Source organism: Streptococcus infantis SPAR10 (assembly GCF_000279535.1).
GTDB classification, from domain to species: Bacteria; Bacillota; Bacilli; order Lactobacillales; family Streptococcaceae; genus Streptococcus; species Streptococcus infantis_I.
Window position 1 is genome coordinate 25,570 of sequence record NZ_ALCH01000007.1, and the last position, 20,136, is coordinate 45,705.

The window sequence follows — 20,136 nt, forward strand, 5'->3', positions numbered from 1 at the left end:
ATAAAAGAATTTTAATTTTAAATATGGTATAATCAGTTAGAATGTTAAAGAAAAAGGAGCAAAACCAAATGAAACGTATTGCTGTTTTGACTAGTGGTGGAGACGCCCCTGGTATGAATGCTGCCATTCGTGCAGTTGTTCGTCAAGCAATCTCAGAAGGAATGGAAGTTTTTGGTATCTATGATGGATACGCTGGTATGGTTGCTGGTGAAATTTATCCACTTGATGCTGCTTCAGTAGGAGACATCATTTCACGTGGTGGTACTTTCCTTCACTCAGCCCGTTACCCTGAGTTTGCAAAACTCGAAGGTCAACTTAAAGGGATTGAGCAATTGAAAAAACACGGTATCGAAGGTGTCGTGGTTATCGGTGGTGACGGTTCTTATCATGGAGCTATGCGCCTGACTGAACATGGATTCCCTGCTATTGGACTTCCTGGAACAATCGATAACGATATCGTAGGTACTGACTTTACAATCGGATTTGACACTGCAGTAACAACTGCAATGGATGCAATCGATAAGATTCGTGATACATCATCAAGTCACCGTCGTACTTTCGTTGTTGAAGTAATGGGACGTAACGCAGGTGATATCGCTCTTTGGGCAGGTATTGCAACAGGTGCTGACGAAATCATCATCCCTGAAGAAGGCTTCAAATTTGAAGATATCGTAGCAAGCATCAAAGCTGGATATGAACACGGTAAAAAACACAACATTATTGTTTTGGCAGAAGGTGTTATGTCAGCAGCTGAATTTGGTCAAAAACTAAAAGAAGCTGGTGATACAAGTGACCTTCGTGTTACAGAACTTGGTCACATCCAACGTGGTGGTTCACCAACTGCTCGTGACCGTGTATTGGCATCTCGTATGGGCGCACACGCTGTTAAACTCCTTAAACAAGGAATCGGTGGTGTTGCTGTCGGTATTCGTAACGAGAAAATGGTTGAAAATCCAATTCTTGGAACAGCAGAAGAGGGAGCTTTGTTTAGCTTAACAGCTGATGGTAAGATTGTGGTTAACAATCCTCATAAAGCTGATCTTGAACTTTCTGACTTAAACAAGAGCTTGTCATAATCAACTTTAACTAATCTGGTAAAATGACCATAAAAGGTCGAATTATATAAAGGAGTCACAAAATCATGAACAAACGTGTAAAAATCGTTGCAACCTTAGGTCCTGCGGTAGAAATCCGTGGTGGTAAAAAATTTGGTGATGATGGGTATTGGGGTGAAAAACTTGACGTTGAAGCTTCAGCTAAAAACATTGCTAAATTGATTGAAGCAGGAGCTAACACTTTCCGTTTCAACTTCTCACACGGTGACCACCAAGAACAAGGTGAACGTATGGCAACTGTTAAACTTGCAGAAAAACTTGCAGGTAAAAAAGTTGGTTTCCTTCTTGATACTAAAGGACCAGAAATCCGTACTGAATTGTTCGAAGGCGATGCTAAAGAGTACTCTTATACAACTGGTGAAAAGATCCGTGTTGCAACTAAACAAGGAATCAAATCAACTCGTGAAGTGATTGCTTTGAACGTTGCAGGTGCGCTTGACATCTATGATGACGTTGAAGTTGGTCGCCAAGTATTGGTTGACGATGGTAAATTGGGTCTTCGTGTTGTAGAAAAAGATGATGCAACTCGTGAATTTGTCGTTGAAGTTGAAAACGACGGTGTGATCGCTAAACAAAAAGGTGTGAACATCCCTAACACTAAAATTCCTTTCCCTGCTCTTGCTGAACGTGATAACGACGATATTCGTTTCGGTTTGGAACAAGGTATTAACTTTATTGCGATCTCATTCGTACGTACTGCTAAAGATGTTAACGAAGTTCGTGCTATCTGTGAAGAAACTGGTAATGGTCACGTTCAATTGTTTGCTAAAATCGAAAACCAACAAGGTATCGATAACTTGGACGAAATCATTGAAGCTGCTGACGGAATCATGATCGCTCGTGGTGACATGGGTATCGAAGTACCATTCGAAATGGTTCCAGTTTACCAAAAAATGATCATCACTAAAGTAAACGCTGCTGGTAAAGTTGTTATCACTGCAACAAACATGCTTGAAACAATGACTGAAAAACCACGTGCAACTCGTTCAGAAGTATCAGACGTATTTAACGCTGTTATCGATGGAACTGACGCTACAATGCTTTCAGGTGAGTCTGCAAACGGTAAATATCCACTTGAGTCAGTAACAACAATGGCTACCATCGACAAGAACGCTCAAACTCTTCTTAACGAATACGGACGTTTGAACTCAGATTCATTTGAACGTAACTCTAAGACAGAAGTTATGGCTTCAGCTGTTAAAGACGCTACTAACTCAATGGACATCAAATTGGTTGTAACTTTGACTAAGACTGGTCACACAGCACGTTTGATTTCTAAATACCGTCCAAATGCTGATATCTTGGCATTGACATTTGACGAATTGACTGAACGTGGATTGATGTTGAACTGGGGTGTTATCCCAATGTTGACTGAAGCTCCATCATCAACTGATGACATGTTTGAAATTGCTGAACGTAAAGCAGTTGAAGCAGGTCTTGTACAATCTGGTGACGATATCGTTATCGTTGCAGGTGTGCCACTTGGCGAAGCTGTTCGTACAAACACAATGCGTATCCGTACAGTACGTTAATCAAAAAAACAAAAACCTATCGCATCAAGCTTTCGGGCTTATGTGATGGGTCTTTTTTTGTTGTAGAATAATAAAGAAGTTTAAAAATAAAAAAAACTCTCTGGAAAACCAGAGAGTGTGAGAGGCATCTCCATGTGAGAAACTGGTTCACACAATTTCTCAAGGTCCGCTCCTGCGTTATGACCTCCTTTGCGCAATTGTAGCTCTTGCTACATATCGACTCATCGCAGACTTTATTGTACTATAGGGGGTAATAGTTTGTCAAGAAAAAAACAGTCCCTAAAAAAGGAACTGATGAATGATGCTAATTGCCGGGATCGAACCGGCGACCTCATCCTTACCATGGATGCGCTCTGCCTACTGAGCTAAATCAGCTTACTTTGAAAGTATACTATAGATTTAAGCTTTTGTCAATATGCTAATTAGTATGGTAACTCATTGGAAAAGCCCAAGTAATAAACTTGGGCTTGTGAAAATTAGACTATTGTAATTTCTCTCTCTTTTTATCTGGGTTCCAAACAAAACTTGCAACAAAGGTAAAGAGTATTGTCAGAATTCCTATTATAATTGCTAGAATCAAGGCAGGGATACGAATCAGCCACCACAGTGGATTTGGCTTTTTATTGTTGTGCCACTGTTTTGTTTCCTCATCCAGGCGTTGAAATTCAGATTGGATGCGGTCTGCAACCATCTCAATTCCCTCATCATTCATCTTTTTAATATCTGAGATATCAATCGGATTTCCGAAGTTCATATCAATACGTTCACGGCTGACAAGTCCTTTTAGAGTCATAGGGCCAGTATAAGTAACTGGCATGATGCGAACCTTAGCCATCTTCGCGATTAGAGCAACACCACCCTTAACATCGTTAGAATGACGACTACCACTTGGAAACATAATCAGTGAGCGATTGCTCTTTTTTAGAACATTAATTGGATATTTGATAGCAGAAGAACCTGGGTTATCACGGTCGATAGGGAAAGCACCACACATGCGAATCCACCAACCAAAGATGCGATTTGAAAAGAGTTCTTTTTTTGCCATAAAGACAAATTGCTTTGGTTTTGTTGCAAAAGCCATATATACTGGATCCCACCAGGTACGGTGTGGCGCAACAAGGATATAGTTTTCATCTAAACTTGGAATTTTTTCAGTATTGTGAAAGTGAGCATTTCCATTGATTGACCATAGAATCAACATAACCAGCCCACGCAGATAAGTATAAAACATGATGTCTCCTTCAGTTCTCTTTCTTTTATTATACCTTATCATACTAGGACAGGCAAATGTTTTTTGTTTAGGCGGAACAGCTTTTTATATGAAATTAGAAATATTCAAAAAAAATGATATGATAGAATTTATGGATAAAAATAAAATTATGGGATTAAGCCAATCAGAAGTCAAAGATCGTCAGAAACAGGGACAGGTCAATGATTTCCAAGCTTCAGCTAGTACTAGTACATGGCAGATTGTGAAGAGAAATGTCTTTACTTTATTCAATGCTTTAAACTTTGCCATTGCCCTAGCGCTCGCCTTTGTTCAAGCTTGGAGCAACCTAGTTTTCTTTGCGGTTATCTGCTTTAATGCATTTTCTGGGATTGTAACCGAGCTACGTGCCAAACATATGGTTGATAAGCTCAATCTCTTGAATAAAGAAAAGATTATCACTATTCGTGATGGACAAGAGATCGCTTTGGACCCCGAAGAACTTGTTTTAGGAGATGTGATTCGCTTGTCTGCAGGGGATCAAATTCCAAGTGATGCCATTGTATTAGAAGGTTTTGCAGAAGTCAATGAAGCCATGTTAACGGGTGAGAGCGACTTGGTGCAAAAAGAAGTAGAAGACTTAATGTTGTCGGGTAGCTTTCTTGCAAGTGGTTCTGTCTTTGCTCAGGTACATCATGTTGGGGCGGATAACTATGCTGCTAAACTCATGCTTGAAGCTAAGACAGTGAAGCCGATTAACTCTCGTATCATGAAATCGCTAGACCAGTTAGCCGGCTTTACTGGGAAAATTATCATTCCTTTTGGTATTGCTCTCTTGCTTGAAGCCTTGGTCTTAAAAGGTCTGCCACTGAAGTCTTCTGTAGTCAATTCATCTACAGCTCTTTTGGGGATGTTGCCTAAAGGTATCGCCCTTTTGACCATCACCTCTCTCTTAACTGCTGTTATCAAGCTTGGGTTGAAAAAGGTTTTGGTGCAGGAAATGTATTCTGTTGAAACCTTGGCGCGCGTAGATATGCTCTGCTTGGATAAGACAGGGACAATCACCCAAGGGAAGATGCAGGTTGAGACGGTCCTTCCTCTTACTCCAGCTTATAACAAAGATACCATTGCCAAAATACTAACCAGCTATATGGCACACAGTGAGGATAAAAATCCAACTGCCCAAGCTATTCGAAAGCGTTTTGCGGGAGAGGTAGCTTATCCGATGATTTCTAGCCTTCCATTTTCAAGTGATCGAAAATGGGGAGCAATGGAGTTGGAAGGTCTAGGAACTGTTTTCCTAGGCGCACCGGAGATGTTGTTGGATGCTGAAGTTCCTGAAGCTAGAGAAGCTCTTGAACGAGGATCTCGTGTCTTGGTGTTAGCGCTCAGTCAAGAAAAACTTGACCATCACAAGCCACAAAAGCCATCTGATATTCAGGCTTTGGCTTTGCTTGAGATTCTAGATCCAATTCGAGAAGGTGCTGCTGATACGCTAGACTATCTTCGTTCTCAGGAAGTGGGATTAAAAATTATCTCTGGTGATAATCCAGTCACTGTTTCAAGTATTGCCCAAAAAGCAGGTTTTGCAGACTATCAGAGCTATGTAGATTGTTCGAAAATTAATGATGAAGAATTGATAGCCATGGCTGAGGAAACAGCCATTTTCGGACGTGTCTCACCTCATCAAAAGAAACTCATCATCCAAACTCTGAAAAAAGCAGGACATACTACAGCAATGACAGGGGATGGTGTCAATGATATCCTAGCTCTCCGTGAGGCAGACTGTTCCATTGTTATGGCGGAAGGAGACCCAGCAACTCGTCAGATTGCAAATCTGGTCCTCTTGAATTCAGATTTCAATGATGTTCCTGAGATTCTCTTTGAAGGTCGTCGTGTGGTCAATAATATTGCCCACATTGCTCCGATTTTCTTGATTAAGACAATCTATTCCTTCTTGCTAGCAGTTATCTGTATTGCCAGTGCTTTGTTGGGACGTACTGAATGGATTTTGATTTTCCCATTCATTCCGATTCAGATAACTATGATTGACCAGTTTGTGGAAGGATTCCCACCGTTTGTATTAACTTTTGAACGAAATATCAAACCTGTGGAACAAAACTTCCTCAGAAAATCAATGCTTCGAGCTTTACCAAGTGCCTTGATGGTAGTCTTTAGTGTTCTCTTTGTTAAAATTTTTGGAACCAGTCAAGGCTGGACAGCCATTGAAATTTCGACACTTCTGTATTATCTATTGGCATCGATTGGTTTCATGTCTGTAGTTAGAGCTTGCTTGCCATTTAGCTTGTGGCGTGTGCTATTGATTATTTGGTCGGTTGGAGGTTTCCTTGGAACAGCTCTATTCCCAAGAATCCAAAAATTGCTTGAAATTTCAACACTTACAGGTCAAACTTTGCCTATCTATGGCATTATGATGCTCGTCTTTATTGTGATTTTCATACTGACAAGTCATTATCAAGTTAAAAGATAAAGAAAGACTGCAATCCATGATTGCGGTCTTTTTTAGGTGCAGGATTGCCAGATAAAATATGGTATAATAAAGGGAAATAGAGTTTTTGAAAGTGAGAGAAGATGATTTCAAAGAGATTAGAAACAGTAGCTTCTTTTGTTCCCCAAGGAGCTGTTTTGCTGGACGTTGGTAGCGACCATGCTTATTTACCTATTGAATTAGTTGAAAAAGGTCATATTGAAGCTGCCATCTCGGGTGAAGTTGTAGAGGGGCCCTATCAATCTGCAGTTAGAAATGTTGAAAGTCATGGTTTGACTGAGAAAATTCAGGTTCGTTTAGCCAATGGTTTAGCAGCTTTCGAAGAAAGTGACCAGGTTTCTGTTATCACTATTGCAGGAATGGGTGGTCGTTTGATTGCTACGATATTAGAAGAGGGTTTGGACAAACTAGCCAATGTTGAGCGATTGATTCTTCAACCTAATAATCGTGAAGATGAGTTACGTTCTTGGTTACAAGAGCATGGATTTCAGATTGTAGCTGAAAGTATCCTAGAAGAAGCTGGAAAATTTTACGAGATTCTAGTAGTGGAAGTTGGAGAAATGAATTTACCAGCAAGCGATATTCGTTTTGGTCCTTTTCTATCTAAAGAACTTAGCCCCGTATTTGTCCAAAAGTGGCAAAGAGAAGCAAGTAAGCTCGAATTTGCCCTTAGTCAAATCCCAGAAAAAAATCATGAAGAACGTCAAGTTTTAGTAAATAAAATTCAAGCCATCAAGGAGGTGCTCCATGAAAGCAAGTGAAGTGATTAAACGTTATGAAACCTATTGTCCTCAAGAATTTTCTATGGAAGGTGATAATCGTGGACTGCAGATTGGTACCTTAGACAAAGACATCCAAAAAGTTATGGTTGCCCTTGATATACGTGAAGATACAGTGGCAGAAGCTATTGAAAAGGGTGTCGATTTGATTATCGTTAAGCACGCGCCAATTTTTCGCCCTATTAAGGACTTGGTAGTTAGTCGCCCTCAAAATCAGATTTATATTGATCTTATCAAGCATGATATTGCAGTCTACGTTAGCCATACTAATATTGATATTGTTGAAAATGGTCTTAATGATTGGTTCTGCCAACTGTTAGATATTAAGGATACAACGTATCTACAGGAGACAGGTCCTGAACGTGGCATCGGACGTATTGGCAATATTAAACCTCAAACATTTGAAGAATTTGCTAGTCATGTTAAGGAAGTATTTGGTATAGATAGCCTTCGTATGGTGTATTATAAAGAAACTGATTTGCAAAAAACAATCTCAAGAGTAGCTATTTGTGGTGGTAGTGGGCAGTCTTTCTACTCTGATGCTTTAGCAAAAGGAGCTCATGTTTACATTACTGGTGACATCTATTACCACACTGCCCAAGATATGTTGTCAGACGGCTTGTTGGCTCTGGATCCAGGCCACTATATTGAAGTTCTCTTTGTTGAAAAAATTGCATCGTTCCTGAATGAATGGAAGGAAGAGAATGCTTGGTCTCTAGAGGTTATCGCAAGTCAAGCGTCCACCAAACCATTCCATCATATCTAGTTAGAAGGTAAAGACAATGAAAAAAGTTGCCATTATAGGTGCAGGAATTGTAGGGGCCACAGCTGCCTACTATCTTTCTAAGGAAGCCGATATCGAAGTAACTGTTTTTGATTTTGGACATGGGCAAGCAACCAAGGCCGCGGCAGGAATTATTAGTCCCTGGTTTTCTAAACGACGCAATAAAGCTTGGTACAAGATGGCGCGTTTGGGAGCTGATTTCTATGTAGATTTATTAGCTGACCTAGAAAAATCGGGTCAAAAAGTTGATTTTTATCAGCGTTCTGGTGTCTTTCTTCTTAAAAACGATGACTCTAAGCTAGAGGAGCTCTATCAACTGGCTCTGCAACGTAGAGATGAATCTCCCTTGATTGGGGAATTAGCCATTTTGGATCAAGCGACTGCTAGTAACTTATTTCCCGGTCTAGAGGGATTTGAACGTTTACTCTATGCTTCTGGTGGAGCTCGAGTAGATGGGCAACTTTTAGTCAGTCGTTTACTTGAAGCCAGTCAGGTTAAGGTCGTAAAGAAAGAGGTCAGTCTAACCCCTCTATCATCGGGTTATCAGATAGACAATCAAATGTTTGACCAAGTCATCTTATCCACAGGAGCTTGGCTTGGCCACATCTTAGAGCCCTTAGGATATGAGGTAGACGTTCGTCCTCAAAAGGGGCAACTCCGAGATTACCAAGTGCCACAAGACATGGGAGCTTACCCTGTAGTTATGCCGGAAGGTGAGTGGGATTTGATACCATTTCCCGGTGGTAAGTTATCTCTAGGAGCTACCCATGAAAATGATATGGGATTTGACCTAGCCGTTGATGAGAATTTGCTCCAACAAATGGCTGAAGCAGCAAGTTCGTTTTATCCTAGCTTAAAAGATACAATGATAAGTGGTGAACGTGTGGGGATTCGTGCTTATACGAGTGATTTTTCGCCGTTTTTCGGACAGGTGCCAAACTTGTCAGGAGTATTTGTTGCGAGTGGATTAGGATCTTCAGGGTTAACGACTGGTCCTATTATCGGTTATCATCTAGCTCAAATGCTTCAAGGGAGAAAAGGAGTATTGGATCCAGCAGATTATCCGACTGAAAGATATATTAAAGAGAAATAATCGTAAACTTTTTACCTAGTTTTTACGATAGGATTAGGATAGCAAATGACTTTCCCTATCAAAAATGGTAAAATGAAAAAAATGTTTCAAGAATAGAGGAAAAATGATGCAAGAAAAGATTTTGGTAACAGGTGGAGCAGGTTTTATCGGAACTCACACTGTCATTGAATTGGTCCAAGCTGGACACCAAGTAGTTGTCGTGGATAATTTGGTAAACAGTAGTCGTAAAAGTCTTGAAGTAGTCGAAAGAATCACTGGGGTAGAAATTCCTTTCTACGAGGCAGATATTCGTGACACAGATACACTTCGTGATATCTTCAAACATGAAGAGCCAACAGGTGTGATTCATTTTGCTGGTTTGAAAGCTGTAGGTGAGTCTACACGTATCCCGCTTGCCTACTATGATAACAATATAGCTGGAACTGTCAGTCTCTTGAAAGTTATGGAAGAGGCAAACTGTAAGAATATCATCTTCAGTTCATCAGCAACTGTTTATGGAGATCCACATTCTGTTCCAATCCTAGAAGATTTCCCACTTTCAGCTACCAACCCTTATGGCCGTACCAAGCTTATGCTGGAAGAAATCTTGACAGATATCCATAAAGCAGACTCAGAGTGGAACGTTGTCTTACTTCGTTACTTCAACCCAATTGGGGCGCATGAGAGTGGTGACCTAGGAGAAAATCCAAACGGCATTCCAAATAACCTTCTACCGTATGTAACACAAGTCGCAGTTGGTAAGTTAGAACAAGTTCAAGTCTTCGGAGATGACTACGATACTGAAGATGGAACAGGTGTTCGTGACTATATCCACGTCGTTGACCTAGCAAAAGGACACGTTGCTGCCCTTAAGAAACTTCAAAAAGGCTCTGGACTCAATGTGTATAACCTTGGTACTGGAAAAGGCTACTCAGTTCTTGAAATTATTCAAAATATGGAAAAAGCTGTTGGGCGCCCAATTCCATACCGTATCGTTGAACGTCGCCCAGGTGATATTGCAGCCTGCTACTCAGACCCAGCAAAAGCGAAAGCAGAGCTAGGTTGGAAAGCTGGACTTGGTATTACAGAAATGTGTGAAGATGCATGGCGTTGGCAAAGCAAGCATCCAAATGGATTTGAAGACTAATCGTTTGATTAAACAAAAAAAGAGGAAGTAATTCCTCTTTTCTTATAAATTTATATGTGGTTGAAATAAAAAATTTGCTTAGTGATTATGTGATAGAAAACGTCTTAAAAGAACACTTTATTTATTATTAAAATATCAGAAAAAATAAAAGTGAAATTGTATAAAAATAGCTAGCAAAAGACTATAATTTTCTAGAAAAATATGCTAAACTAGAAGGAGTGGAAATTAGAGATCAATGTTCCACCAAATTTTAAGATTCATCTATAATCAGAGCACGAGTAGGGCAATTTTTAACGGCTTCTAAAACATCGCCGCTACAAGAAATTTCTCTTTCTGATTGCTTAGGATCATCGAAAAAACGGACAATACCATTATCATGGTAATCAAATAATTCTGAATAAGTTTGGCAGAGCCCACAAGCTATGCAACGTTCAGGTATAAGTCTAATCTTCATATTTATATTGTAATAAGAAACTAAAAAAACTCAAGGAGTAAGGTATGGAAAAGGAACCGTGGCAAGAAGATATTTATGAAAACCAAGAAGAGGAATCAAGAACAGAACGCCGTCAACGAAACAAAAATGATTCAGGTGTCATTGCGAATCATATTTTAACTGTTTTGGCTGTTCTTTTCTTTGTCATTGTTGTTGGTATGGTAGTTGTATTGGTCTACTTGTCATCAGGTGGAAGCAACCGTACTTCAGCTCTGAAAGATTTTTATGATTCTTCAGCTCCAAAAGTAGAAGAAGTTACAACAGTTGCTACAACTACTCAGTCAACAGAAGCAGAGACAACTCAACAAGAACATACAGAGGCGCATACTGATTCTGAAGGAACAATTACAGTCTTGCCAGGAGAGGGTGAAGCAGCCATTGCTGCTCGAGCTGGAATCTCCATTGCTCAACTTGAAGCTTTAAACCCTGGTCATATGTCTACTGGAACTTGGTTTGCAAATCCTGGTGATGTCCTTAAGACAAGATAGGAGTGACAATGAAAACAATTCAGATTGCTATTGATGGGCCAGCTTCCAGTGGTAAGAGTACAGTAGCTAAGATTATCGCTAAAGACTTTGGCTATACTTATCTGGATACGGGTGCTATGTATCGTGCTGCCACTTACATCGCTTTGAACAACCAAATAAGTCCAGAGGAGTCTTCACGACTTCTTGAATTACTGGAACAATATCCGATTAGCTTTGGTCGCGCTGAAACAGGAGAACAGCTTGTTTTTGTTGGAGATGTCGATGTAACAAATCCAATCCGAGAAAATGAAGTAACCAATGCTGTTTCTGCCTTTGCTGCTATTCCAGCTGTTCGTGAAAAATTGGTAGCCCTTCAGCAAGAAATTGCCCGACAAGGTGGTATCGTTATGGATGGCCGCGATATTGGAACAGTAGTCTTGCCTCAGGCTGAATTGAAGATTTTTCTAGTAGCATCTGTAGATGAGCGTGCGGAACGTCGCTACAAGGAAAATCTTTCAAAGGGAATCGAAACAGATTTGGAAACTTTGAAAGAAGAGATTGCTGCGCGTGATTATAAAGATAGTCATCGTGAAACTTCACCTCTCAAGCAAGCTGAGGATGCAATCTATTTGGATACGACTGGCCTCTCTATTTTAGAAGTTGTTGAAAAAATTAAATCAGAAGCTCAAAAACATCTATAAGAACTATAAAAACGATGAACTGAATTTCGGTTTGTCGTTTTTTTATCATGATTTGTCAAATAGTCTGTTTTAAGGTATAATAGTTGCTGTTGAAGAAAATTTGACATTCAAATAATCATAAATTTTTTAAGGAGATAACATGAGTCAATTACCAAATTGCCCAAAATGTAATTCAGAATATGTATATGAAGATGGCGCACTTCTTGTTTGTCCAGAATGTGCTTATGAGTGGAATCCTGCTGAACAAGCAGAAGTTGAAGAAGGCATTGTTGCTATTGATGCAAATGGAAACAAACTAGCTGATGGAGATACAGTAACCTTGATTAAAGATTTGAAGGTTAAAGGTGCTCCTAAAGACCTCAAACAAGGAACTCGTGTGAAAAACATCCGTATTGTTGAAGGTGACCACAACATTGACTGTAAGATTGATGGTTTTGGTGCTATGAAGCTTAAATCAGAATTTGTGAAGAAGATTTAATCATGATTAAAAATGAAAAAGTAATATTTTATAGTCGTATCTTTTTATTTATAGCAGCCTTTACCGGTGTATACTTGGAGATCACCAAACGCGGTGGTTTAGGGATGTTGCTTTACTACACAGTACTTTCTAACCTTTTGGTTGTACTTTTTACAGGTTATCTTTTGTTAAAGATGCGTAGTGGCGGTGATAGTTGGCAGAATCCTGGTATTCTACGTCTCAAAGGTGGCGTCACTATGAGTATTATGATTACTTGTGTCATCTATCATTTCATGCTAGCTCCCTTGACGACAGATTTTTACCGTTTGGAAAATTTCCTTTGCCATTATATTGTCCCTCTCTGGTTTTTAGCAGATACAATTATTTTTGATAAGAGTCGTCAATATAAGTTAGTTGATCCCATGCTTTGGACTAGCCTTCCTTTGCTTTATATGATTTTTGCCCTTTTAAACGGTTTTGTTTTAAAGATGGATGTCCCTAATGCTAAGGATAGTCCCTTCCCTTATTTCTTTTTGAATGCTACCAAACATGGTTGGAGCTTTGTCTTTAAATGGGCAGCAACTATCTTTGTTGCCTACATGGTTTCAGGATATCTCTTTTATCTTGTAAAAAGTATTAAAAAAACTAAGAAATAAAAAGTACCCAATGTGGGTGCTTTTTTTGTGATAGAGATAATTGTACCCGGACAAATCGATTTATTTTATCTTGTTATGCAGTCTTTTATACCTTACAATAAAACTGTAGCTACCAATACAACTATTGAGGATGAAAAAAATGACTGAAAATCGTTATGAATTAAATAAGAATTTGGCACAGATGCTTAAAGGTGGCGTCATCATGGATGTCCAAAACCCTGAACAAGCAAGAATTGCTGAGGCTGCAGGTGCGGCAGCAGTTATGGCTTTGGAACGAATCCCAGCTGATATTCGTGCAGCAGGTGGTGTCTCTCGCATGAGTGATCCAAAGATGATTAAGGAAATCCAAGAAGCAGTCAGCATTCCAGTTATGGCTAAGGTTCGAATTGGGCATTTTGTTGAAGCACAGATTTTAGAAGCTATCGAGATTGACTATATCGATGAGAGCGAAGTTCTATCTCCAGCTGACGATCGTTTCCATGTGGACAAGAAAGAATTTCAAGTTCCTTTTGTTTGTGGTGCTAAAGACCTAGGAGAAGCCTTGCGCCGTATCGCTGAAGGAGCTTCTATGATCCGTACAAAAGGGGAACCAGGAACAGGAGACATCGTTCAGGCGGTTCGTCATATGCGTATGATGAATCAAGAAATTCGCCGCATTCAAAACCTCCGTGAGGACGAGTTATATGTTGCTGCAAAAGAACTCCAAGTACCTGTAGAATTAGTTCAATATGTCCACGAAAATGGGAAATTACCAGTTGTCAACTTTGCAGCTGGAGGGGTTGCAACACCAGCGGACGCTGCTCTTATGATGCAGCTAGGTGCAGAAGGTGTGTTTGTTGGCTCAGGGATTTTCAAATCAGGTGATCCTGTTAAACGTGCGGCAGCAATTGTCAAAGCTGTTACCAATTATCAGAATCCTCAAATTCTGGCTCAAATTTCGGAAGACTTGGGAGAAGCCATGGTTGGTATCAATGAGAATGAAATCCAAATTCTCATGGCGGAGCGAGGAAAATAGATGAAAATCGGAATCTTGGCCTTGCAAGGTGCCTTTGTAGAACACGAGAAAATGCTTGCTCAACTAGGAGTTGAAAGTATTGAACTACGAAACCTAGAAGATTTTCAGCAACATCGAAGTGAGCTATCAGGTTTGATTTTGCCAGGAGGTGAGTCAACGGCCATGGGGAAACTGTTGCGAGATCAGCAGATGCTAATTCCTCTAAGAGAGGCTATTCTCAATGGTTTACCAGTCTTTGGAACTTGTGCGGGTTTAATTTTGCTAGCAAAACAAATCACTTCTCAAGAGGAAAGCCATCTAGCGACCATGGACATAGTAGTAGAGCGCAATGCCTATGGACGTCAGCTAGGAAGCTTTTATACAGAAGCTGACTGCAAGGGTGTTGGTAAAATTCCAATGACCTTTATCCGTGGCCCAATTATCAGTAGTGTTGGTGACAGTGTTGATGTTCTAGCGATTGTGAACAATCAAATCGTTGCGGCTCAAGAAAAGAGTATGCTGGTAACCTCCTTTCATCCTGAATTGACAAATGATCTTCGTTTGCATCAGTACTTTATGAATATGTGTAAATAAAAAAAGAGGTTGGGATTTTCCAACTTCTTTTTTACATGTAATAAACAATAGCAATATATTGGAGAGCAGAGGCTGCTAGGATAAAGAGATGCCAAATCATATGGAAGTATGGTTTCTTTTTAGCGTAGAATCCAGCGCCAACTGTATAGCAAAGGCCACCTGATACCATAAGACTCCAAAACATTGGACTTGTCTGACTGATGATTGCTGGTAAGATAGCCAATACAAGCCATCCCATGATGAGGTAAAGGATGAGACTGAATTTTTCATTGACCTTCTTGGCAAAGATTTTATAAAGAATACCGAAAATAGTTGTCCCCCATTGGATAGCAATAATGAGATAACCAAACCAATTATTCATCAGGGTTAAAACCACCGGGGTATAAGAACCTGCAATCGCAACATAAATCATAGAATGGTCGATGATACGAAGCACGTACTTATGAGTTGAACCATAAGCCATAGAATGATAAATAGTTGATGATAAGAACATGAGAAAGAGGCTGATGACGAAGATGGAAACACCGATAGACGATAAGAAACCATGGGCCTCATAACTGTAAGTAGATGAAATGGGAAGTAGGATGAGCATGATAAATGCTCCTACAGCATGGGTGACACTGTTGGCAATTTCTTCTCCAAAACTAAGTCGTTTACTAAGTTTGAAACTAGTATTCATTTGTTTCCTCCTCTTCGGTTTCTGTATAGACTAGTGCAAGTGTTTGATGATAGAGTTTGACCGTTTGGCAGCTGGCCTGGATAATGGGATTAGCTGGATCAATATCTTCATTCATATAGTCCACAAAAGCATTATAAAGTTCTTCTGAATTAGTGTCTGTGTGAAGGGTATTAAGGGTTTGAGCAATTTCTTGGATAGAAAAAACAGACTTGAGAGTGGTAATAGCAATCAATCGTGCGATTTGTTTGCGTTGATATTTTTTCTTTTCAGGTTTACTGATATAACCGTGTTTGACATAGTTGTTCACCATGGATGCTGTCAAACCTTTCTCCTTGTCAGGAGAAGCTGGAGGACAGATTTGATTGACATAGAGCAGAACCTGGTCCAGATAGAGATTGATACTTGGAATTTCTTCCCATTTTGGATAGGAAAAAGTGGTATTCATTTTCAACTCCTTTTTATCTAGTTTTAATAACTAGATTATAAAATATTAGAAATAATAAGTCAAGTTTCAAGTGCTTGTAGAAAGAAATATTTTATGCTATGATGAAAGAAAATAGTATGAAAAGAGGATAAATGATGGAGATTCGCTTAGCCTTTCCAAACGAAGTTGATGCAATTATACAAGTGATTGAGGGAGCCAAGAAATGTTTGGCAGAAGCTGGTAGCACTCAGTGGCAAAACGGCTACCCAGATGCAGATACCATTATTGAAGATATCATCTCTGGTCAAGCTTATGTAGCCCTAGACGAAGGTGATCTCTTAGCCTATGCAGCAGTGACTAAGAGCCCCGAAAAAGCTTATGAAGCAATTTATGATGGTAACTGGGAGGGAAATGAAGCAGAATACTTAGTATTTCACCGTATTGCTGTTGCTAGAGATGTGCAAGGTCAAGGTGTTGCTCAGACCTTCTTGGAAGGCTTGATTGAAGGCTTTGATTACCTAGATTTTCGTTCAGATACACATGAAATAAACAAGGCTATGCAACATATTTTTGAGAAACTTGGCTTCAAACAGGTTGGTAAAGTTCCAGTAGACGGGGAACGCTTGGCCTATCAAAAATTAAAATCAAATGCCTAAGAAGTATGTAAAGATGCTATACAAGTCACCGATTGGCCCCCTATCTCTGCTAGCAGATGACCACTATTTGTTTGGGATATGGATTGAAGAAGAGAGCGATTTTGAGAAGGGATTATCTGAAAATGATGTAACTGTTGTTGACAGTCATCCCATTTTAAATCAAATTACTTCCTATTTAGAGACTTATTTTAAGGGGCAAGATCAAGACTTATCTGGATTACCTTTAGCTCCTGTCGGTAGTGACTTTGAAAAAAGAGTCTGGAACTACTTGCGAGGAATTCCTTTCGGTCAGACAGTTACTTATGGGCAAATAGCTAAGGATTTGCAGGTGGCTTCTGCTCAAGCAATCGGAGGAGCAGTAGGTCGCAATCCCTGGTCTATCCTTGTACCTTGTCACCGTGTGCTAGGTGCTGGAGGACGTCTGACAGGCTATGCTTGGGGACTCGAAAAGAAGGCTTGGCTCTTGAGGCATGAAGGTGCAAGTTATCAAGAAAATAAAAAATAGAAAGAGAAAAAATGTTAGAATTTATCGAATATCCAAAATGTACAACTTGTAAAAAAGCTAAGAAAGAATTAGATCAACTCGGACTAGAATATCAGGATGTTCATATCGTTGAAGAGACTCCGAGTGAAAAGGTCATTTTAAACTGGCTCGAAACTTCGGGATTTGAATTGAAGCAATTTTTTAATACTAGTGGAATCAAATATCGTGAACTCGGATTGAAAGATAAGGTTGGAACATTGTCTAACAAAGAAGCAGCCAAACTCTTGGCCAGTGATGGTATGCTGTTAAAACGTCCAATACTTGTTGAAAATGGTCTTGTAAAACAAATTGGCTACCGTAAGACATACAATAACTTGGATTTGAATTAGTTTTTTTCTATCTCCTTGATAGATAAAATATATAACCTCCCACTTTTAAAGTATGATAAACTAGAAGGTAGATGAAATCTGATATGCTCGTAGCAAATATTTTTAATTAGAGCATAAGTATGATAGAATGAATCATTATCTTGAGAGGATGTTTCTATGAATGTTACAACGATTTTAGCATCTGATTGGTATCAAAATTTGATGCAATATATTCCAGATGGCAAACTTTTTAGTTGGCGTTCGGTCTTTGATGGGATTCCAAGAATTGTACAGCAATTACCTACAACATTGATGTTAACGGTATTCGGTGCCTTTTTTGGTATCATGCTAGCCCTAATCTTTGCTATCGTGAAAATCAACCGAGTTAGATTTATTTACCCATTACAAGCCTTTTTTGTTAGTTTCCTAAAAGGAACCCCAATTTTAGTCCAACTGATGTTGACTTATTACGGGATTCCATTAGCTTTGAAAGCCTTGAATCAACAATGGGGAACTTCTCTGAACATTAATGCTATTCCAGCAGCAACATTTGCGATTGTGGCTTTTGCTTTTAACGAGGCGGCCTATGCCAGCGAAACTCTTCGTGCGGCAATTCTTTCTGTAAATCCAGGTGAGATTGAAGCTGCTCGTAGTCTTGGTATGACACGTGCACAAGTTTATCGTCGTGTGATTATTCCCAATGCAGCAGTAGTTGCAACACCAACCTTGATTAACTCCTTGATTGGCTTGACCAAGGGGACTTCCCTAGCCTTCAGTGCAGGTGTTGTAGAAGTCTTTGCCCAAGCTCAGATTTTGGGTGGTGCAGACTATCGCTACTTTGAACGTTTTATCTCAGTTGCCCTTGTCTACTGGGTGGTAAATATCGTTATTGAAAATCTTGGCCGTTTCATTGAAAGAAAAATGGCTATTACAGCACCAGATAATGTTGAGACAGATGTGAAAGGAGAGCTTCGCTAATGATTAAAATTTCAAATTTAAGCAAATCCTTTTCAGGTCAAACCGTTTTGGATCATCTGAACTTAGATATTCAAAAAGGAGAAGTTGTTGCCTTAATTGGTTCTTCAGGAGCTGGGAAATCAACTTTTCTTCGTAGCCTAAACTATCTAGAAACACCTGATAGTGGAAGTATTCAGATTGATGATTTCAAAGTTGATTTTTCTCAAATTACGCAAGAAGAAATTCTAACTCTTCGTCGCAAACTATCGATGGTTTTCCAACAGTTTAATTTGTTTGAGCGTAGAACAGCACTAGACAATGTTAAAGAAGGCTTGGTGGTCGTTAAAAAACTATCGGACGAAGAAGCGACTGAAATTGCTAAGGAAGAGCTAGCTAAGGTTGGACTTTCTGATCGTGAACAGCATTATCCGCGTCACTTGTCAGGGGGGCAAAAACAACGGGTAGCTATAGCGCGTGCCCTAGCCATGAAACCAGACGTCTTACTCTTGGATGAACCAACTTCAGCACTGGACCCAGAATTGGTTGGTGAGGTAGAAAGATCGATTGCCAATGCTGCAAAATCAGGTCAAACCATGGTTTTAGTTAGTCACGATATGTCATTTGTTGCTCAAGTAGCTGATAAGGTTTTATTCTTGGATAAAGGAAAGATTATTGAATCTGGAACACCGGATGAGATTATCAACCATCCCAAAGAAGAACGAACAAAAGAGTTCTTTGCTAGTTACAAACGGACCTATATCTGATATAATAGAAGATAAGAAAAACTCAGTTGGCTAAGCTAACTGGGTTTACTCTTTAAAAATAATAGAAATGAGAGAAAGCATGTTAGTTCAGCTATTTGCTTTGTATTTAGAGAGTTTGGTTTTGACGATTTTACTAGTCTTGGTTGTCTTAGGGATTTGGATTGGTTTTAGAGCTCTATCAGGTGTGGATAAAACTGCCAAGGAGCGTCAGGCTCACCTCTATGATATGATTATGATTGGAGTCTTAACAATTCCAGTATTGTCTTTTGCAACCATGAGCATCTTGTTGGTTCTCAAGGCTTAATAGTTGTCAAATAGGATTTTATCCGTTAGAATAAGAATAGTTACAACAAGAAAGAAGGAAATAGAATGTACGATACGATTATTATCGGTGCAGGTCCTGCTGGGATGACTGCAGCCTTGTATGCAGCTCGCAGCAATCTCAAAGTAGCTTTGATTGAAGGTGGTCTTCCTGGCGGTCAGATGAACAATACTTCTGACATTGAAAACTATCCAGGTTATGCTAACATTAGTGGACCTGAGTTGGCAGAAAAGATGTTTGAACCTCTTGAAAATCTAGGTGTTGAGCATCTCTATGGCTTTGTAGAAAATATTGAGGACCATGGTGATGTTAAGAAAGTAATCACAGACAATGAAGAATTTGAAACTCGCACAGTTATTGTGGCGACTGGTTCTAAGCACCGACTCTTAGGCGTTCCAGGAGAAGAAGAACTCAACAGTCGAGGTGTTTCTTACTGTGCGGTTTGTGATGGAGCCTTTTTCCGTGACCAAGATTTGTTGGTTGTAGGTGGTGGTGACTCAGCGGTTGAGGAAGCAATCTTCTTAACACAGTTTGCCAAAACTGTAACCATCGTTCACCGTCGTGATGAGCTTCGTGCTCAAAAAGTCTTGCAAGATCGCGCCTTTGCCAATGAAAAAATCAACTTCATTTGGGATTCTGTTGTCAAAGAAATTAAGGGTGAAAACCGTGTGGAGTCAGTTGTCATTGAAAATGTTAAAACAAATCAAGTGACTGAACATGCCTTTGGAGGCGTCTTCATCTATGTTGGTTTAGATCCAGTTAGCGATTTTACAAAAGATTTACAAATCCAAGATGAGTCAGGTTGGATTGTGACAGATGACCACATGAAGACAAGTGTTGCAGGTGTCTTTGCAGTTGGAGATGTTCGTCAGAAAGACCTTCGCCAAGTTACAACAGCAGTTGGAGATGGTGCTATTGCAGGTCAAGAAGCCTATAAATATATTACTGAACACAGTTAAAAAAAGTCTCCAATCA

General features: G+C 39.6%; 24 protein-coding genes and 1 tRNA gene. 20 read left to right on the forward strand and 5 right to left on the reverse strand.

Annotated elements, in window-relative coordinates:
• Positions 1-68: 68 nt before the first annotated feature.
• Together pfkA and pyk are read left to right on the forward strand one after the other, a co-directional pair.
• Positions 69-1,076 carry a 6-phosphofructokinase gene (gene pfkA / locus SPAR10_RS10020; protein ID WP_004253883.1) on the forward strand — a complete coding sequence of 336 codons (1,008 nt, stop codon included), beginning with the start codon at positions 69-71 and terminating at the stop codon, positions 1,074-1,076.
• 65 nt (positions 1,077-1,141) lie between these two features.
• The gene (gene pyk / locus SPAR10_RS10025) at positions 1,142-2,647 is read left to right on the forward strand and encodes a pyruvate kinase (RefSeq protein ID WP_004253884.1); all 1,506 of its coding nucleotides are present in this window, start codon (positions 1,142-1,144) and stop codon (positions 2,645-2,647) included.
• Positions 2,648-2,949: 302 nt separating this feature from the next.
• On the opposite strand, the gene SPAR10_RS10030 is transcribed toward pyk, so the two are convergent.
• Positions 2,950-3,022, reverse strand: a tRNA-Thr gene (locus tag SPAR10_RS10030).
• Between the two features lie 106 nt (positions 3,023-3,128).
• Positions 3,129-3,878 (reverse strand): lysophospholipid acyltransferase family protein, encoded by a 750-nt coding sequence (locus SPAR10_RS10035; protein ID WP_004253887.1) that lies wholly within the window; start codon positions 3,876-3,878, stop codon positions 3,129-3,131.
• Between the two features lie 130 nt (positions 3,879-4,008).
• Between SPAR10_RS10035 and SPAR10_RS10040 the strand changes: the two genes are divergently transcribed.
• From SPAR10_RS10040 to galE, 5 genes are all read left to right on the forward strand, one after another.
• Positions 4,009-6,345: a cation-translocating P-type ATPase gene (locus SPAR10_RS10040; protein ID WP_004253889.1), complete on the forward strand. Its 2,337-nt coding sequence runs from the start codon at positions 4,009-4,011 to the stop codon at positions 6,343-6,345.
• A gap of 101 nt (positions 6,346-6,446) precedes the next feature.
• Positions 6,447-7,124, forward strand: a complete 678-nt coding sequence (locus SPAR10_RS10045; RefSeq protein ID WP_004253891.1) for a tRNA (adenine(22)-N(1))-methyltransferase — start codon at positions 6,447-6,449, stop codon at positions 7,122-7,124.
• On the forward strand, positions 7,111-7,908 hold the full coding sequence (locus SPAR10_RS10050) for a Nif3-like dinuclear metal center hexameric protein (RefSeq protein WP_004253894.1): 798 nt from the start codon (positions 7,111-7,113) through the stop codon (positions 7,906-7,908). The genes SPAR10_RS10045 and SPAR10_RS10050 overlap by 14 nt, the downstream gene beginning before the upstream one ends.
• A 16-nt stretch (positions 7,909-7,924) precedes the next feature.
• The gene (locus tag SPAR10_RS10055; protein ID WP_004253896.1) at positions 7,925-9,019 is read left to right on the forward strand and encodes an NAD(P)/FAD-dependent oxidoreductase; all 1,095 of its coding nucleotides are present in this window, start codon (positions 7,925-7,927) and stop codon (positions 9,017-9,019) included.
• A gap of 106 nt (positions 9,020-9,125) precedes the next feature.
• Entirely contained in the window at positions 9,126-10,145 is a 1,020-nt protein-coding gene (galE, locus tag SPAR10_RS10060; RefSeq protein ID WP_004253897.1) for a UDP-glucose 4-epimerase GalE, read from the forward strand.
• Positions 10,146-10,395: 250 nt separating this feature from the next.
• On the opposite strand, the gene SPAR10_RS10940 is transcribed toward galE, so the two are convergent.
• Complete coding sequence (locus SPAR10_RS10940) at positions 10,396-10,599, reverse strand: ferredoxin (RefSeq protein WP_080581405.1); 204 nt, start codon at positions 10,597-10,599, stop codon at positions 10,396-10,398.
• 44 nt (positions 10,600-10,643) lie between these two features.
• Here SPAR10_RS10940 and SPAR10_RS10065 point away from each other — a divergent pair, with 44 nt between their 5' ends.
• From SPAR10_RS10065 to pdxT, 6 genes are all read left to right on the forward strand, one after another.
• Positions 10,644-11,126: an SAG1386/EF1546 family surface-associated protein gene (locus tag SPAR10_RS10065; protein WP_004253899.1), complete on the forward strand. Its 483-nt coding sequence runs from the start codon at positions 10,644-10,646 to the stop codon at positions 11,124-11,126.
• A gap of 8 nt (positions 11,127-11,134) precedes the next feature.
• A complete protein-coding gene (cmk, locus tag SPAR10_RS10070) occupies positions 11,135-11,806 on the forward strand; it encodes a (d)CMP kinase (RefSeq protein WP_004253901.1) in 672 nt (223 codons plus the stop codon).
• A gap of 139 nt (positions 11,807-11,945) precedes the next feature.
• Positions 11,946-12,284 carry a zinc ribbon domain-containing protein YjdM gene (locus SPAR10_RS10075; protein ID WP_004253903.1) on the forward strand — a complete coding sequence of 113 codons (339 nt, stop codon included), beginning with the start codon at positions 11,946-11,948 and terminating at the stop codon, positions 12,282-12,284.
• Positions 12,285-12,286: 2 nt separating this feature from the next.
• A complete protein-coding gene (locus SPAR10_RS10080; protein WP_004253904.1) occupies positions 12,287-12,919 on the forward strand; it encodes a Pr6Pr family membrane protein in 633 nt (210 codons plus the stop codon).
• Positions 12,920-13,058: 139 nt separating this feature from the next.
• On the forward strand, positions 13,059-13,934 hold the full coding sequence (gene pdxS / locus SPAR10_RS10085) for a pyridoxal 5'-phosphate synthase lyase subunit PdxS (RefSeq protein ID WP_004253907.1): 876 nt from the start codon (positions 13,059-13,061) through the stop codon (positions 13,932-13,934).
• The gene (pdxT, locus tag SPAR10_RS10090; RefSeq protein WP_004253909.1) at positions 13,935-14,507 is read left to right on the forward strand and encodes a pyridoxal 5'-phosphate synthase glutaminase subunit PdxT; all 573 of its coding nucleotides are present in this window, start codon (positions 13,935-13,937) and stop codon (positions 14,505-14,507) included.
• Between the two features lie 31 nt (positions 14,508-14,538).
• Here pdxT and trhA read toward each other — a convergent pair whose 3' ends face one another.
• Positions 14,539-15,186 carry a PAQR family membrane homeostasis protein TrhA gene (trhA, locus tag SPAR10_RS10095; protein ID WP_004253913.1) on the reverse strand — a complete coding sequence of 216 codons (648 nt, stop codon included), beginning with the start codon at positions 15,184-15,186 and terminating at the stop codon, positions 14,539-14,541.
• Complete coding sequence (locus tag SPAR10_RS10100; RefSeq protein ID WP_004253915.1) at positions 15,176-15,631, reverse strand: DUF1836 domain-containing protein; 456 nt, start codon at positions 15,629-15,631, stop codon at positions 15,176-15,178. The genes trhA and SPAR10_RS10100 overlap by 11 nt, the downstream gene beginning before the upstream one ends.
• A 134-nt stretch (positions 15,632-15,765) precedes the next feature.
• Between SPAR10_RS10100 and SPAR10_RS10105 the strand changes: the two genes are divergently transcribed.
• From SPAR10_RS10105 to trxB, 7 genes are all read left to right on the forward strand, one after another.
• Entirely contained in the window at positions 15,766-16,266 is a 501-nt protein-coding gene (locus SPAR10_RS10105; protein ID WP_004253923.1) for a GNAT family N-acetyltransferase, read from the forward strand.
• A gap of 13 nt (positions 16,267-16,279) precedes the next feature.
• On the forward strand, positions 16,280-16,771 hold the full coding sequence (locus tag SPAR10_RS10110; protein ID WP_004253925.1) for a methylated-DNA--[protein]-cysteine S-methyltransferase: 492 nt from the start codon (positions 16,280-16,282) through the stop codon (positions 16,769-16,771).
• An 11-nt stretch (positions 16,772-16,782) separates the two neighbouring features.
• Positions 16,783-17,139 carry a Spx/MgsR family RNA polymerase-binding regulatory protein gene (locus tag SPAR10_RS10115; protein ID WP_004253927.1) on the forward strand — a complete coding sequence of 119 codons (357 nt, stop codon included), beginning with the start codon at positions 16,783-16,785 and terminating at the stop codon, positions 17,137-17,139.
• A gap of 156 nt (positions 17,140-17,295) precedes the next feature.
• Positions 17,296-18,096 (forward strand): amino acid ABC transporter permease, encoded by an 801-nt coding sequence (locus SPAR10_RS10120; RefSeq protein ID WP_004253929.1) that lies wholly within the window; start codon positions 17,296-17,298, stop codon positions 18,094-18,096.
• Positions 18,096-18,839 (forward strand): amino acid ABC transporter ATP-binding protein, encoded by a 744-nt coding sequence (locus SPAR10_RS10125; RefSeq protein WP_004253930.1) that lies wholly within the window; start codon positions 18,096-18,098, stop codon positions 18,837-18,839. The genes SPAR10_RS10120 and SPAR10_RS10125 overlap by 1 nt, the downstream gene beginning before the upstream one ends.
• 79 nt (positions 18,840-18,918) lie before the next feature.
• Complete coding sequence (locus SPAR10_RS10130) at positions 18,919-19,143, forward strand: DUF4059 family protein (protein WP_004253933.1); 225 nt, start codon at positions 18,919-18,921, stop codon at positions 19,141-19,143.
• Positions 19,144-19,208: 65 nt separating this feature from the next.
• Positions 19,209-20,120, forward strand: coding sequence for a thioredoxin-disulfide reductase (trxB, locus tag SPAR10_RS10135; RefSeq protein WP_004253935.1), 912 nt, complete (start codon positions 19,209-19,211; stop codon positions 20,118-20,120).
• Positions 20,121-20,136 lie beyond the last annotated feature (16 nt).

Excerpts from the sequence above, each read along its gene's own strand:
- galE (WP_004253897.1), top strand. The coding sequence starts at position 9,126 with ATGCAAGAAAAGATTTTGGTAACAGGTGGAGCAGGTTTTATCGGAACT.
- SPAR10_RS10130 (WP_004253933.1), top strand. The coding sequence starts at position 18,919 with ATGTTAGTTCAGCTATTTGCTTTGTATTTAGAGAGTTTGGTTTTGACG.
- SPAR10_RS10050 (WP_004253894.1), top strand. The coding sequence starts at position 7,111 with ATGAAAGCAAGTGAAGTGATTAAACGTTATGAAACCTATTGTCCTCAA.
- cmk (WP_004253901.1), top strand. The coding sequence starts at position 11,135 with ATGAAAACAATTCAGATTGCTATTGATGGGCCAGCTTCCAGTGGTAAG.
- SPAR10_RS10120 (WP_004253929.1), top strand. The coding sequence starts at position 17,296 with ATGAATGTTACAACGATTTTAGCATCTGATTGGTATCAAAATTTGATG.
- SPAR10_RS10035 (WP_004253887.1), bottom strand. The coding sequence starts at position 3,878 with ATGTTTTATACTTATCTGCGTGGGCTGGTTATGTTGATTCTATGGTCA.
- pyk (WP_004253884.1), top strand. The coding sequence starts at position 1,142 with ATGAACAAACGTGTAAAAATCGTTGCAACCTTAGGTCCTGCGGTAGAA.
- SPAR10_RS10045 (WP_004253891.1), top strand. The coding sequence starts at position 6,447 with ATGATTTCAAAGAGATTAGAAACAGTAGCTTCTTTTGTTCCCCAAGGA.
- SPAR10_RS10110 (WP_004253925.1), top strand. The coding sequence starts at position 16,280 with ATGCTATACAAGTCACCGATTGGCCCCCTATCTCTGCTAGCAGATGAC.
- SPAR10_RS10040 (WP_004253889.1), top strand. The coding sequence starts at position 4,009 with ATGGATAAAAATAAAATTATGGGATTAAGCCAATCAGAAGTCAAAGAT.
- SPAR10_RS10940 (WP_080581405.1), bottom strand. The coding sequence starts at position 10,599 with ATGAAGATTAGACTTATACCTGAACGTTGCATAGCTTGTGGGCTCTGC.
- pdxT (WP_004253909.1), top strand. The coding sequence starts at position 13,935 with ATGAAAATCGGAATCTTGGCCTTGCAAGGTGCCTTTGTAGAACACGAG.
- SPAR10_RS10080 (WP_004253904.1), top strand. The coding sequence starts at position 12,287 with ATGATTAAAAATGAAAAAGTAATATTTTATAGTCGTATCTTTTTATTT.
- SPAR10_RS10125 (WP_004253930.1), top strand. The coding sequence starts at position 18,096 with ATGATTAAAATTTCAAATTTAAGCAAATCCTTTTCAGGTCAAACCGTT.
- pfkA (WP_004253883.1), top strand. The coding sequence starts at position 69 with ATGAAACGTATTGCTGTTTTGACTAGTGGTGGAGACGCCCCTGGTATG.
- trxB (WP_004253935.1), top strand. The coding sequence starts at position 19,209 with ATGTACGATACGATTATTATCGGTGCAGGTCCTGCTGGGATGACTGCA.
- trhA (WP_004253913.1), bottom strand. The coding sequence starts at position 15,186 with ATGAATACTAGTTTCAAACTTAGTAAACGACTTAGTTTTGGAGAAGAA.
- SPAR10_RS10105 (WP_004253923.1), top strand. The coding sequence starts at position 15,766 with ATGGAGATTCGCTTAGCCTTTCCAAACGAAGTTGATGCAATTATACAA.
- SPAR10_RS10115 (WP_004253927.1), top strand. The coding sequence starts at position 16,783 with ATGTTAGAATTTATCGAATATCCAAAATGTACAACTTGTAAAAAAGCT.
- pdxS (WP_004253907.1), top strand. The coding sequence starts at position 13,059 with ATGACTGAAAATCGTTATGAATTAAATAAGAATTTGGCACAGATGCTT.
- SPAR10_RS10065 (WP_004253899.1), top strand. The coding sequence starts at position 10,644 with ATGGAAAAGGAACCGTGGCAAGAAGATATTTATGAAAACCAAGAAGAG.
- SPAR10_RS10100 (WP_004253915.1), bottom strand. The coding sequence starts at position 15,631 with ATGAATACCACTTTTTCCTATCCAAAATGGGAAGAAATTCCAAGTATC.
- SPAR10_RS10075 (WP_004253903.1), top strand. The coding sequence starts at position 11,946 with ATGAGTCAATTACCAAATTGCCCAAAATGTAATTCAGAATATGTATAT.
- SPAR10_RS10055 (WP_004253896.1), top strand. The coding sequence starts at position 7,925 with ATGAAAAAAGTTGCCATTATAGGTGCAGGAATTGTAGGGGCCACAGCT.